Annotated in this window: 12 protein-coding genes; 8 read left to right on the forward strand and 4 right to left on the reverse strand. The window is 53.3% G+C overall.

The window, feature by feature from the left end; translation table 11 throughout:
- The first annotated feature begins 40 nt into the window (after positions 1 to 40).
- The 4 genes from EGK14_RS20360 to EGK14_RS20375 are packed head-to-tail and all read left to right on the forward strand — an operon-like array spanning position 41 to position 4819.
- Positions 41 to 1918: an amidohydrolase gene (locus EGK14_RS20360; RefSeq protein WP_125290906.1), complete on the forward strand. Its 1878-nt coding sequence runs from the start codon at positions 41 to 43 to the stop codon at positions 1916 to 1918.
- A gap of 2 nt (positions 1919 to 1920) precedes the next feature.
- Complete coding sequence (locus EGK14_RS20365; RefSeq protein ID WP_370256546.1) at positions 1921 to 2346, forward strand: DoxX family protein; 426 nt, start codon at positions 1921 to 1923, stop codon at positions 2344 to 2346.
- The gene (locus EGK14_RS20370; RefSeq protein ID WP_125290907.1) at positions 2333 to 3961 is read left to right on the forward strand and encodes an MFS transporter; all 1629 of its coding nucleotides are present in this window, start codon (positions 2333 to 2335) and stop codon (positions 3959 to 3961) included. Before EGK14_RS20365 ends, EGK14_RS20370 begins: the two co-directional genes overlap by 14 nt.
- 36 nt (positions 3962 to 3997) lie before the next feature.
- A complete protein-coding gene (locus tag EGK14_RS20375; protein ID WP_125290908.1) occupies positions 3998 to 4819 on the forward strand; it encodes an alpha/beta fold hydrolase in 822 nt (273 codons plus the stop codon).
- Positions 4820 to 4981: 162 nt separating this feature from the next.
- On the opposite strand, the gene EGK14_RS20380 is transcribed toward EGK14_RS20375, so the two are convergent.
- Positions 4982 to 5470 carry a GNAT family N-acetyltransferase gene (locus EGK14_RS20380; protein WP_125290909.1) on the reverse strand — a complete coding sequence of 163 codons (489 nt, stop codon included), beginning with the start codon at positions 5468 to 5470 and terminating at the stop codon, positions 4982 to 4984.
- 94 nt (positions 5471 to 5564) lie between these two features.
- Here EGK14_RS20380 and EGK14_RS20385 point away from each other — a divergent pair, with 94 nt between their 5' ends.
- Together EGK14_RS20385 and EGK14_RS21660 are read left to right on the forward strand one after the other, a co-directional pair.
- Positions 5565 to 6476 carry a LysR family transcriptional regulator gene (locus EGK14_RS20385; protein ID WP_125290910.1) on the forward strand — a complete coding sequence of 304 codons (912 nt, stop codon included), beginning with the start codon at positions 5565 to 5567 and terminating at the stop codon, positions 6474 to 6476.
- A 291-nt stretch (positions 6477 to 6767) separates the two neighbouring features.
- The gene (locus EGK14_RS21660) at positions 6768 to 7118 is read left to right on the forward strand and encodes a hypothetical protein (RefSeq protein ID WP_233598555.1); all 351 of its coding nucleotides are present in this window, start codon (positions 6768 to 6770) and stop codon (positions 7116 to 7118) included.
- Between the two features lie 231 nt (positions 7119 to 7349).
- Here EGK14_RS21660 and EGK14_RS20395 read toward each other — a convergent pair whose 3' ends face one another.
- Together EGK14_RS20395 and EGK14_RS20400 are read right to left on the reverse strand one after the other, a co-directional pair.
- Positions 7350 to 8861, reverse strand: a complete 1512-nt coding sequence (locus tag EGK14_RS20395) for a bifunctional diguanylate cyclase/phosphodiesterase (RefSeq protein ID WP_233598556.1) — start codon at positions 8859 to 8861, stop codon at positions 7350 to 7352.
- 660 nt (positions 8862 to 9521) lie between these two features.
- A complete protein-coding gene (locus EGK14_RS20400) occupies positions 9522 to 10202 on the reverse strand; it encodes a haloacid dehalogenase type II (RefSeq protein ID WP_125290912.1) in 681 nt (226 codons plus the stop codon).
- A gap of 979 nt (positions 10203 to 11181) precedes the next feature.
- Here EGK14_RS20400 and EGK14_RS20405 point away from each other — a divergent pair.
- Both EGK14_RS20405 and EGK14_RS20410 read left to right on the forward strand, forming a co-directional pair.
- The gene (locus tag EGK14_RS20405) at positions 11182 to 12207 is read left to right on the forward strand and encodes a tyrosine-type recombinase/integrase (RefSeq protein WP_125290913.1); all 1026 of its coding nucleotides are present in this window, start codon (positions 11182 to 11184) and stop codon (positions 12205 to 12207) included.
- A gap of 357 nt (positions 12208 to 12564) precedes the next feature.
- The gene (locus EGK14_RS20410) at positions 12565 to 13299 is read left to right on the forward strand and encodes an Rpn family recombination-promoting nuclease/putative transposase (RefSeq protein WP_125290914.1); all 735 of its coding nucleotides are present in this window, start codon (positions 12565 to 12567) and stop codon (positions 13297 to 13299) included.
- On the opposite strand, the gene EGK14_RS21665 is transcribed toward EGK14_RS20410, so the two are convergent.
- Positions 13289 to 13505, reverse strand: a 217-nt coding sequence (locus EGK14_RS21665; protein WP_233598557.1) for a hypothetical protein, incomplete at its 5' end; no start/stop codon positions are given. The two genes, EGK14_RS20410 and EGK14_RS21665, sit on opposite strands and share 11 nt — an antisense overlap.

Consider the following 13505-nt stretch of genomic DNA (forward strand, 5'->3'; position numbering starts at 1 on the left):
GTGGTCATCACCGCTTCGGCACTCTCATTCAGGAGCTTTTATGGTTACCCCTGGTAAAGCCGACGTCATTCTCACCAACGGCCGATTTCATACTGTCGATCGCGAAAACCCTGTAGCCGATGCCGTGGCCATCCGCGACGGTAAGTTTCTGGAAGCAGGCAGCCTGGCGGAAGTCATGCAGCATCACGGCGAAGGCACCAAAGTCATCGACCTGAAGGGCCACGTCGCCGTGCCGGGCCTGAACGACTCGCATCTGCACCTGATCCGCGGCGGCCTGAACTACAACCTTGAGCTGCGTTGGGAAGGCGTGCCTTCCGTTTTTGACGCGCTTCGTATGCTTAAAGAGCAGGCGCTGCGCACGCCGTCGCCTCAGTGGGTACGCGTGACAGGCGGCTGGACCGAGTTCCAGTTTGCCGAGCGCCGCATGCCAACGCTGGATGAAATTAACGAAGCGGCACCCGATACGCCGGTATTCGTTCTGCACCTGTATGACCGCGCGCTGCTCAACCGCGCCGCGCTAAAAGTCGTGGGCTATACCAAAGAGACGCCGAACCCGCCGGGCGGTGAGATCCAACGCGACAGCAACGGTAACCCGACAGGAATGCTGATCGCCCGCCCTAACGCCATGATCCTTTACGCCACGCTGGCGAAAGGGCCAAAGCTGCCTTTAGAGCAGCAGGTAAACTCAACCCGCCAGTTTATGCGTGAGCTGAACCGTCTTGGCCTCACCAGCGCCATTGATGCGGGCGGCGGTTTCCAGAACTATCCGGAAGATTATGCAGTGATCGCCGAGCTGCACGAGAAGCAGCAGATGACCATTCGCATCGCCTATAACCTTTTCACTCAGCGTCCGGGAAACGAGCTGGAAGATTTTGAAAAGTGGACGGACATGCTTACGCCGGGCCAGGGCAGCGACTATTTCCGCCATAACGGCGCGGGTGAAATGCTGGTTTTCTCTGCGGCCGATTTCGAAGACTTCCTGGAGCCGCGCCCGGATCTGGCGCCGGGCATGGAGGACGAGCTGGAGCGCGTGGTTCGTCATCTGGTGGAGCACCGTTGGCCGTTCCGCCTGCATGCCACCTATGATGAATCGATCGGCCGCATGCTGGACGTCTTCGAGAAGGTCAACCGCGACATGCCGTTTAACGGCCTGCACTGGTTCTTCGACCATGCCGAAACCATCACCCAACGCAATATTGACCGTATTAAGGAGCTGGGCGGCGGTATCGCGGTACAGCATCGCATGGCGTTTCAGGGAGAATACTTTGCCGAACGTTACGGCATTGAGGCTACCCGGCATACGCCGCCGGTGGCGCGCATGCTGGAAACCGGCGTGCCGGTCGGCCTTGGCACTGACGCCACGCGCGTCGCCAGCTATAACCCCTGGACCGCGCTCTACTGGCTGATCTCCGGCCGCACCGTGGGTGGGATGCAGATGTACGACGTCAATGCCCGCCTGGATCGCGACACCGCGTTAATGTTGTGGACACAGGGCAGCGCCTGGTTTTCTAACGAACAGAATAAAAAAGGCCAGATCAAAGTCGGCCAGCTGGCCGACCTGGTAGTGCTGAGCAAGGATTACTTCAGCGTACCGGATGAAGAGATCAAGGGCATTGAGTCGGTGCTGACCGTAGTCGATGGCAAAATTGTTTATGCTGCCGGCGCCTTCAGCAGCGAAGCGCCGCCGTCGATACCGGTATTACCTGAATGGTCGCCGGTGGTAAAGGTGGCGGGCCACTATCGCAGCGCGCCGCCAGCCACGGCAGCGCGTGTGGGAATGCAGCAGGTGCCTCATCAGTGCAGTGGCCCGTGCGGCGTGCACAGTCACTCGCACGGTATCGCCCGTGGCGCTAACCTGCCGGTATCCGAGGAGAACGCTTTCTGGGGCGCGCTCGGCTGCAGCTGCTTTGCGTTCTGATAATGATGAAACCTTTATTTTCTCAGCCGCCCCGCACCGATGCGGGGCTGTTCTTTCTGCGCCTTACCGGCTGCCTGCTGTTGCTGTACGTACACGGCCTGCCAAAGGTATTCCATTTCAGCGAAGAACTGACGCATATCGAGGATCCCTTTGGCCTCGGTGCTTATATGAGCCTGCTGCCGGCTATTTTCGCCGAAGTGATTTGCCCGATATTTATCCTGGCCGGCGTACTCACACTCCCTGCCTGCCTGTCCGTTATCGGCGTACTGCTGGTCGCCATGGTGTTTGTTCATCCTGACTGGAGCATGGCGGAAGGTCAGTTTGGCTGGCTGCTGCTGATTATCTTCACCACGCTGGCCATAACCGGCCCGGGACGGTGGCGGCTCGGTGACGGTATGCGAAGAGAGGTACGTTATGGCGCAGGTTAACGATATTAACGATGTGACCGGGAGCGAGGAGAACGCTCCCGCTCCGGTAATGGCGTCCCCCTGGCAGCCGCTGCGTCAGCCGGTGTTTCGCATGCTGTGGATCGCCACGGTTGTCTCTAATATTGGCTCATGGATGAACGACGTGGGCGTCAACTGGACCATGCTGACGCTCAGCGCCGATCCGCTGAGCGTGGCGCTGGTTCAGGCGGCAAGCAGCCTGCCTATGTTTCTGTTCGCGCTACCTTCCGGCGTGCTGGCCGACATCATCGATCGCCGTAAATACCTGCTGTTTTCTCAGCTCTGGGTATTCATCGCGGCGGCTGGTCTGACAGTGCTTTCGTTCACAGGGCACGTCACCCCGCTGATGCTGATGATCGCCGCCTTCCTGATGAGCATGGGCGCCGCCATGAGTTCGCCGCCCTTTCAGGCCATCGTGCCGGATCTGGTGAAAAAGGCGGAACTGGGACCGGCTATCGCGCTGAACTCGCTGGGTATTAACATCAGCCGCGCCATCGGCCCGGCGCTCGGCGGGCTGATCCTGTCGTTTGCGGGGCCGTGGATGGTTTTCCTGCTCAACGCCCTCTCCGTGCTGGGCGTCGCCTGGGTGCTCTATCGCTGGAAAGGATCCTCCAACGTGCAGCGCCTGCCGCCGGAGCATTTCTTTTCGGCGGTTCGTGCGGGCCTGCGCTACGTGCATGCTGCGCCGGTGCTGCGTAACGTGCTGGTCCGCACCGTGGCGTTTTTTGTGTTTGGCAGCGCCGGTTGGGCTTTGCTGCCGCTGGTCGCCCGCCGCGAACTCGGTCTGGGGCCCGGCGGCTACGGCATTATGCTGGCCTTTATCGGCGTGGGCGCCATCTGCGGGGCGGTTCTGCTGCCTCGCCTGCGCAAGCGTTTCAGTGCCGATCGGCTGATGGTGCTGGCCAGCCTGCTGTTTGCCACCACCCTGCTGGCGCTGGCGTTTATCCGCCAGTTCTGGCTACTCAACGCCTTTGAGTTCTTTACCGGCTTTGCCTGGATCACCGTGCTCTCAACGCTGAATCTGGGGGCGCAGCGCAGTGCGGCAAGATGGGTTAAAGCGCGGGCGCTGGCGGTTTATCTGACCGTGTTCTTTGGCTCGATGACCGTGGGCAGCGCGGTCTGGGGGCAGCTGGCTTCGCGCTACGGCATTCCGCTTGCGCTGTGCGCCGCAACGCTGGGGATGGTGCTGGCCAGCCTTACCGTATTACGCTGGCGACTGGATAAGGATCCGGATCTGAATCTGGACGTCAGCGAGCTCAGCGAGCCGGTTCCGGCGCTGAACATTCATCACGATCGCGGGCCGGTCAGGGTCAGCTATGAATATCAGATCCGTGCAGAAGACGCGCACGCGTTTACGGTCTGTATGCAGGACATGAGGCGCGTTCGCCGTCGCGGCGGCGCCATAAACTGGGCGCTTTATGAAGATATTTTCCAGCCCGGCGTTTTCGTTGAAACCTTTGTGGTCGGATCCTGGATGGAGCAACTGCGGCAGCTTGAGCGCTACACCATGAACGATCGCAAAATTCAGAGCCGTGTTTACGCATTTCACCAGGCCCAACAGACGCCCGTTAGGCGATATCTGATTGCGCCTGAATAACCGCTGCTTTTCATTCAACATCGCAAGGAAAAGACAATGAGCACGATTAAAACTGCTGACGGTACGCAAATTTACTTTAAAGACTGGGGTAAGGGTAAGCCGGTGCTGTTCAGCCACGGCTGGCCGCTGGATGCGGATATGTGGGACAACCAGCTGAACTTTCTGGCGGAAAACGGCTATCGCGTCATTGCTTTCGATCGCCGCGGCTTTGGCCGCTCGGATCAGCCGTGGACAGGCTACGATTACGATACTTTCGCTGCGGATATCAACGATCTCATCACCAGCCTTGATTTGCAGAAGGTGACGCTGGTTGGCTTTTCGATGGGCGGCGGCGACGTTGCGCGCTATATCAACAACTACGGCACCGCACGCGTGGATGGTCTGGTGCTGCTTGGCGCAGTAACGCCCGCCTTCGGTAAGTCCGATGATTTCCCGCAGGGCGTCGACCAGTCCGTTTTTGCCGGCATCCTGGCGGGATTGCGCCAGGATCGCGCGCAGTTCATCAGTGATTTTGCCGTACCGTTTTACGGCACTAATGCCGGCCAGACGATTTCAGAAGGCGTACTGACCCAGACGCTGAACATTGCGCTGCTGGCTTCGCTCAAGAGTACGCTGGACTGCGTAAAGGCATTTTCCACCACCGATTTCCGTCCGGATATGGCGAAAATCGACGTGCCCGCGCTGGTTATTCATGGCAGTAACGATCAGGTGGTGCCGTTTGAATCAACCGGCAAGCTGGCAGCGGAGATGATTGAAGGCGCACAGCTGAAAGTGTATGACAATGCGCCACATGGCTTTGCGGTAACCCATTCCGACCAGCTAAACGGGGATCTCCTTGCGTTCCTGAAATCCCTCTGAGAGCAGCGTAATGCCTTGGTTTAAAATCAGATGAAAGCTTAAACAGGGTTGGAAAGATAATAACAGACCGGCTTTACAGCCGATTTTTTGCCTGGCGCGCCAGTCTGCGCTTCTTATTCCGGGAGCTGCAGACCTGCTGTCGGAAACCGGCCTCGCGCTGGATCAGAGAGCTTCCTGCGAGGCGAATCTCTCCAGAGCCGGGCCGTCAAGCCTGTATCGAACCCATTCGCTCAGAGGAAGCGCATCAATACTATGGTAAAAATCTTTGGCTGATTTATCCCACTCCAGAACGTTCCATTCGATCCGGTTACAGCGTCGGCTAACGGCCAGCTGAGCAATATACTGCAACATCGCTTTTCCTGCGCCTCGTCCCCGGTAATCAGGAGTCGAACAGAGGTCTTCCACGTTAAGGCTGTAGCGACCAGGCCATGTTGAATAGCTCAATGAAATAACTGCATAGCCGGCGACAACCCCCTCAATCTCGCAGAGATAAGCTTCCGGAGCGGTATCGGCAGAAAACAGAAATGTTCGGATTTCGTCAACGTCTGGCATAGCTGCCGGCGGGTTTTCCCGGTAAACGGATAAGCCATTTATCATATTACAGATAGCATCCATATCTTCCGGACCGGCCTGCCGAATAATAACGCTCATAAAATTTGCCTCACCAATATAGTTTGCTGCCTGCAAGGATAATCGGTATTGTTCGATGAAATAAGTGCAATAAAATCAATGGCAGGTGAATTTCATGCATCATGTACTACGGCGTCTCGATCTCAACCTGCTGCCGGTTTTCGATGCTGTTTACCGACACCGCTCGGTCAGGCTTGCCGCCGCCGAACTTGCCATGAGCACTTCAGCGCTGAGCCATGCTTTGACGCGCCTGCGTGAATTTCTTAAGGACCCGCTGTTTTATCGAGAGGGGCATAAAATGTGCCCCAGCGTATTTGCCTGTCAGCTGGCGCCTTATATAGCGGTATCGTTATCCACGCTCAATCAACACCTCAGCCCGTTACAGCCCTTCGATCCGCTGGCAAGCACGGAAACGTTCAGAATTGCCGTAACGGATTACACCGCTTTTTGCATATTTCCCGGGTTAATGAAGGAAACAGAAAAAATGGCGCCGGGCATTACTTTCGAATTGTGCCATTTGCCATATAACCCGGCCCTGAGGGAACTGCTGGCAGGCGAAATTGACCTCGCATTGAGTTTCAGCGAAGTGAATGAGAGTAAAAATCAGGATTTAGAGGAGGTTGACTTATTTAGCGATGAATTTGTCGTTATCAGTAATATTAATCGACTCAGCATGACGCTGGAGGACTACCTGTCAGCAGGGCACGTAGTGGTCACCCCGTGGAATGAGAAAAAAGGTTTACTGGATGCACACCTCGCGCGTCTGGGGCTGAAACGCAGGATCTCCCTGAGAACGCCATCAATGCTTGCTTCGCCACATATTATTGCTGAGAGCGATCTGTTGATGGCCATTCCTGCCTTTGTAGCCAGCAGGATTGCCGGGCTGGCCAGTATTAAAATATTTACCTTACCTTTTTATGCGCCTCCTTTTACGGTAAAAATATATTCTCACAAAAGAAGCGGTAAAAAATCATCTACCGACTGGCTTAAGAAAATGATTTTGCAAAGCATAAAGGAGGAGAAATAGCTTAAACCATCCATACGGGGTTGATGGTATAGCATTACCCTGACTTAATTTTAACATCCTGCCCTGATATCTTTTTTTGACTCAGCAGAAGTAACCAGGCAAGTATTTCCATTTCAGCAATAAACCCGGAAAATAGCGTATTACAGAAAAAACGACCTGATTTCAATTACTCTCCACCGTAAAACGCCGGCCGTTTTTTTCTTTCGCTTTATTTATGGGACACCCGGGTTTTCTACGCAGATAGTCGAAAAATTCAGCCATGCGCATAAATTAGCGTTAATCCGGATTTATTTGCTGCGCGAAAGCGTAACGGCAGGTAAGCAAGTTTTAGATTTATGCATTTTGACGACGCGGCGTGCGCGGATTGACTATGCTCAGAAGCGTTCAGGCTTCACCCACTTACTCCAGGAAAAAATCATGAAGAAACTAACTGTTATCGCCATCGCTGCCGGGATGTTTTTGGTTATGAGTTCACAGGCAGATGCAAAAGGGTGCCTGAAAGGAGCGGCTGCCGGCGGCGTGGCAGGCCACGTTGCCCATCATGGCGTAGCTGGTGCAGCAGCAGGCTGTGCGGTTGGCCATCATATGGCTAAAAAGAAAGAAAAAGAGAAAGAGGCAAACAGCAAGCAGGGGCAGAAATAACAGCCAGGCCGGTCAGATTTTTTTCGCCATTCGGCGGCGATCGCATAACAACCGCGCCACAGCGGTGGCATTATCCGTCGCTTTCAGGCGGTAATGCCAATGACATCCGAACCGACGCGTGGTTAGCTAATGCTGACGGCGGTCTGGCTGCTTTGACACAGCAGCCAGACCGCCTTCTTTTCAATCCGGGGCGTCAGGTAGAAATCCGCCCGCTCTGAGGGCATGCCCGTCTTACGACGCAGATATCAGCTTGTCGGTAAAACACGTCTGAACAATCGCTGTGGTAAGCAGAGCGGCGGCCCGATCTGCCGGTACGGGGCGGCTGAAGAGATAGCCCTGGCCGTAATCACAGCATCGTTTTTGCAGCCACTCGAGAGTAATGGCGTCTTCAATTCCTTCTGCCGTCACCGTTACCTTCAGCTCCTGGCACAGCGTCAGCAGGGTTTCCACTACCTTTTGCTGCTGCGAGACGCTCACAACGGTGGAGATAAACGAGCGGTCAATCTTGATCCGGGTGATACCGAGGCCCAGCAGAACCGACATATTGGAGTAACCGGTGCCGAAATCATCCAGCACCACGCTGATACCGTCGTCCCGCAGGGCACGAATAGCTCGTCTGGCCTCTTCGGAAATGGTCATCACGTTCTGCTCCGTCACCTCCAGCTCCAGCTGTACCATGGCCGCTTGCCGCATGATGCCGGACAGGCGATCCGTCAGCACCGGGTTGAGCAGCTGCTCCGGCGTGATGTTCAAAGACAGATGCAGGCCTGCCGGCCAGCCTGGGGTAATGCGAACGACGGCCTGCAGCAGTTCAACCGTCAGGGTATCCATCAGGCCCAGCTTTTCCACTACGGGAATAAACACCGCGGGTGCAATAACCTTACCGGGGCCGGGTATCCAGCGCGCCAGGATCTCGAATCCGCTAATGCGGCCCGTTTGCAGGGAGACAATAGGCTGCAAAAAAGGGACGATGGCATGGCTTTTGATAGCCTCGGTAACATCATGCTCCAGTTTCTCTCTCTGGAGAAATCGCTGCTCCATATCCGGTGAAAAATGGACCAGATGCAGCGTTTTGTCCCGTTTAGCTTCGTACATGGCCAGATCCGCCGCCCGCACCACGCCAGAGCTTCCGCTACAGGTTGAACAGGCTACGCCTACCGACAGTCCCAACAAGGTATCAGGCCCGGTCCGGATCTCCGCAGCGCGCCGGCGGAGGGTTGCAGCAGTCATAACCGCCTCTTCAGGCTGACCGCCCCCCGAAGTCATAGCAAATTCATCACCGCCGATACGAAATACATGGGTTTCCGGGCCGGCAGCTTCTGCCAGCAGGCCAGCCAGGGAAATCAGCGTGGCGTCCCCCTGATGATGCCCGTTCAGGTCGTTGATGCTTTTAAAGTCGTTGATGTCGAGCAATGTCAGAAAATAAGGCTGTCCGGCCGCTTCAAGCTGGGCAATACGAGCGCTGAATGCTCTCCGGTTACCCACGCCGGTCAGCTCATCGGTATCGGCAAGGCGAAGGGCATTTTTTTCAGCGGCCAGCATTTTGCGTATGAGCCTGCCGATCAGCAGGCCAGGAATGATCATGGCCAGCAGAGCAAAGGCAGAGGACGTCAGGATAAACCTGAGCCTTTCGCTGGTTTCAAAATCGGCGCTATAGCCCAGACCGAGCAGCACGGAAATCTGCGCCTCAAGTCCGTACTCCCATAAGGTGGAAAGCAAAAATATGGTTACAATATTAAGCATTGCTAACCATAAAAGTTTCAGATGCATCCGAGAACCCCGGCAATATAATTAGTTGAATATTCAGTATTTATCACTAAAAAACGCAATTTAATTCCGCATAATATTGATGGCATGCCGGAAATGATGTTATTCATTATGAAATAAATCTATTGGGATAAGTGTTTATCTCTGGCAAGTTGCAGGCGCCCTGCCGATTCTGTTGCCAGGCACGATAAAAGAAACCCGATCTTATATCGGCAGGATTTGCCAAATTAACAGGCCATGCAGATAAATTTTATTCACTATTGCAGATGGGTGTTGTAAATTTGCCTTACAGGGCGAAACGACCATAGAAAAAGTCAGGCTATTGCCGTAGGGCAAAACAATCGCTACCGATGTCTTTTTCGGCTTCTTTTTCAGGTCCTGAGAAGGCGAACGGGGAAATATGCTGATGCAATCCGCACAGATTTATAATGATAATGATTTATAACTCAAGAGGCTGCTTAGATTTACCTTTTAAATGGCGATAAAATAAAAAGAAAAGCCCCCCTATTACCAGGTAAGTTTAGAAAACTTACCTTACTTCATTTAAGGGCATATTTAATTCTTGTGCAGGCCCTGAAATCCGCAATCCATTTTCTGGCCAGATTACGGCTCCCACGCTTAAGCTGCCAATGCCATTTATCCGGCGCCATCAATACTGATGATGCGATGAGCAACGGCGATGAGATCTTTTTCAACAATATCAGGCTGTTTGCCAACGCGTAATACCGCATTGCCCGGACGGGCAACCAGTGCGCCTTTCCAGCCGCAGGCTGTTGCGCCCAGGAGATCCCAGCTATGCGCAGCGACGAGTCGCAACAAATCGGCACTCACGCCGAGCGTCTGTGCCACGCTGGTGTAATTCTCCGCAGCCGGTTTGAAACGTTTGACCTCTTCAACCGAGAACTGCTTTTCAAAAAAGTGAGCAAGGCCCGATTGTTCGAGCACCTTCTGGCCAGCCTGAGTCGATGAATTGGTGAGCGTCATCAGACGGAATCCGGCTGCCCGAAGCATTTCCAGCGCGGGCAACGCATCCGGGTGAGCAGGAAGCGTCGCCAGACGTTCCCGGAATTCATTTATGTCGTGCTCTGAAAGGGTGGCACCTTTTATATCAGCCACCATTCGCAACACGGCTACAGCAAGCTCGGCAAAAGGCGCGTAGCCGCCGCTGAGAGTAAACGACTGGGAATAAATGATTAATTCAGAGAACCATTGACGCATAATCCTTTCATCACCAAACACCCTTTCAAACATGGGGTTCAGCGCCTCTGTATCCAGAAGCGTTTCATTGACATCAAAAACAATTATCTTATCGCCCATTATTTCCTCCTCTGGTTGAAGGTAAAGTGTAGATGCTGATTGCGTGATGGCAATTTTTTGGGAGAATTGTAGTGACTGACATGGGATTCTGTCTGGTTGAAAAAAGAAGCCACCTTCCCGATTTGCGCTATAAAACATATTAAAGAGGAACGAATCATGAATTATGGTAAACTATTTTTATTTTCTACCATATATCGGCTGAGGAAGGCGTAAATGTTTGGAATTAAATATCCTTTCCTGTTTATTCATGAATCCATATGCCCTGACAATAATGCTAATGTTTTTATGTAAAAGTGCACTGTGCGCAGCCAGTAAAATTATTATTTTACCGGTTAGCTGCTGTTCAAAAAAATGCCGACCGTTGACGTTGACGGAAATGCACTGACGGGTAACCGGGCTATAAAGCCGTTAGTTAACGGCATTGCCAACGTGGGGGAATTAAGAGTAAAAGGGCAAGCCGGCATCGTCTTTATCATAAGCGGCATTGGAAAGGCGATACATTACATTATCAATGCCAGCTAATTCTGAAAAAATCAGCTTTTTTTACTCATCCTTAGCACAAGTCCTCTGTACCAATGTACCAACGGCTATCCAGCTTTAGCCCGGCGAATGACTATTATGGGGAAAACCAGCTTAGAGCCCTGCAGCATTAACGGTAACAGGCTATCAGCGATAGCGACTGCTTTACCCATCTGTTACCGATTTAGATAATTTTCAATTACTTAACCGCAATAAACAGCAATCCATATGAACTTATATAATGGGACTTATATAAACTCAGGACATCAGGCCCGGAAGCCGGTATGCTTGTCCGGCGGGTTCCCGGCAAAAAACGATTGCGCATTGACCTGCGTACGCTGATTGAAATACAGACTGTAAATTGGTATCGCTACGTAAATTTTTTAGGGGTTCTCCCCGCTTATGCATTCAGAACTCACGTAGCGCGATCGGAAAAGAACCGGAGGATTATCAAACGAAAATGGGTGAAATCACAGCCAACGGTATGGTGTCGGCCTTTACCGCCGATGAAGATATCACTGCGCGACTAAAGGAGTTCGTTCAGGACAAAGATGCCTTTTCATCCAATACCTGGCGGCAGCTGCTTAGCGTGATGCGTGTCTGCTATCGATGGAGCAATGAGAATGTTCGTAGCTTTTTGCCAATGACTGATGCCGATCTTCGCGATTACCTTAATTTTCTGCAGCAGAGCGGGCGGGCTTCTTCAACGATTGCCACCCATGCTTCACTGATTTCAATGTTACACCGTAACGCCGGACTGACGCCGCCAAACGCCTCGCCAATCGTTTTCCGCACTATCAAAAAGATTAACCGCGTGGCTGTTGTAGGCGGTGAGCGTACCGGTCAGGCGATCCCTTTCCGCCTCGCTGACCTGATGAAGCTTGATAACCTGTGGTTTAATTCCTCTTTGCTGAAAGAAAAACGCAACCTGGCTTTCCTTCATGTTGCGTATAATACGCTGTTGCGCGTCAGCGAACTCTCTCGCCTTCGGGTCCGCGACGTCACGTTTGCCGATGACGGGCGCATTATTCTTGATGTGGCCTGGACAAAAACTATCGTACAGACGGGCGGGCTTATTAAGGCACTCAGCAATCTTTCTACCCTGCGACTGATGGAATGGATTACGGCTGCGGGGTTGGCCGCAGAGCCGGATGCTTTCCTGTTTTGTCCGGTTCATCGTTCTAATAAAGCGGTAATTATCGCCGAGCGGCCGCTCAGTACCCCCTCTTTCGAAACTATTTTCGCACATGCCTGGCGAACGGCGGGGCATTCAAAATCGGCGAAGCTGAACAAAAACCGCTACGGCGGCTGGAGTGGCCACAGTGCCCGCGTCGGCGCAGCGCAGGATATGGCGAAGCAGGGCTATGCCGTGGCGCAAATAATGCAGGAAGGAACCTGGAAAAAACCGGAAACGCTGATGCGCTATATCCGTAACGTTGATGCTCATCAGGGAGCCATGGTGGATTTAATGGAGAAGAAGCCCTGATTTACCCGCTATGCAGTTACGCCGATCCTCTGACGCTGGCGTATAAAATGCCTGTTAGTAGGTGGTCCGCTCCTGACAGGCATTTTATCCACAGAAAAAGTGGATAGCCTGTGTACAGAAAAGTATGGTTTTATGCCAGCGGTCGATTTTCCACAGCGATCCCTGCGGATGGCCCAACCCGACAAAGAGTTCGAACTACCGCCTTTTAAGCCTGCTGTTGTACCGGCCAGGAGGCGGTTGTATTATACAACCGGTTAATTAACAGGGGTTTTTTAATCAAATAAGGGAGGAGGCTGATGAAAGCTTTACGGTCAATGTGCCGCCGGTCCGTTCACCACGCGTGCGGCAAAAACAACGATGTCTGATAAAAAAGCAAAGAGTGGAAAGAAAACCTCTCCAACGCCGCACGATCTGGCATTCAAGCAGTTCCTGACCCATCCCGATACCGCGCGGGATTTTATGCAGCGCCATCTGGACGCCGGTCATAAAAAGCTGCCGCTGGTGATCCCGGTTTTATTCTATACCGGTCGGCGCAGCCCCTATCCTTACTCCACGCGCTGGCTGGATGAATTTGCGGATCCTGTGCAGGCTGAAAAGCTCTATAGCGGTCATTTCCCCCTCGTCGACGTTACGGTTATACCTGACGGAGAGATCATGGAGCACCGCAGTATGGCGGCCCTGACGCTTCTGCAAAAACATATCCACCAACGCGATCTGGCCGAGCTGCTGGATCGGCTGGCGGCGCTTCTGCTGAAGGAACATGTTACAGGACAGCAGCTGGCATCGCTGATAAACTACCTCATACAGGCAGGCGAAACTTCAGACGCAGAGGCCTTTGTACGTGAACTGGCACAAAGGGTGCCGAAACATGAGGATGCACTGATGACCATCGCGCAACAGCTTGAACAAAAAGGCATTGAAAAAGGGCGGGCCGAGGGTATTCAGCTCGGCCGACAGGAAGGCAGATATGAAGGAAAACTCGAAGGCAAGCTTGAAGTAGCCGGCACTATGCTGAAAAACGGCCTCGATCGTAACACCGTGATGAAAATGACCGGTCTTAGCGAAGAAGAACTGGCACGGATCAGGCATTAAAGTAGCAGGTGTTGAAGCCTGGGTTACGATCGCTGCGGGTGCCGGAAAAATGTTCCTCTGTGGCCGCCTGTTCAATACTCCGGGCGGCGTCATTATATCTGACTCCGACGTATTGAAAAGGGCACTGTTGCAAAGATCTGGCGATGGTAAACTGATGCCATTGTTTAGTGGAAGGAGCAAGCACATGAACCCATTCAAAGGTCGAT

This window comes from Erwinia sp. 198 (assembly GCF_003937915.1).
Classification (GTDB): domain Bacteria; phylum Pseudomonadota; class Gammaproteobacteria; order Enterobacterales; family Enterobacteriaceae; genus Erwinia; species Erwinia aeris.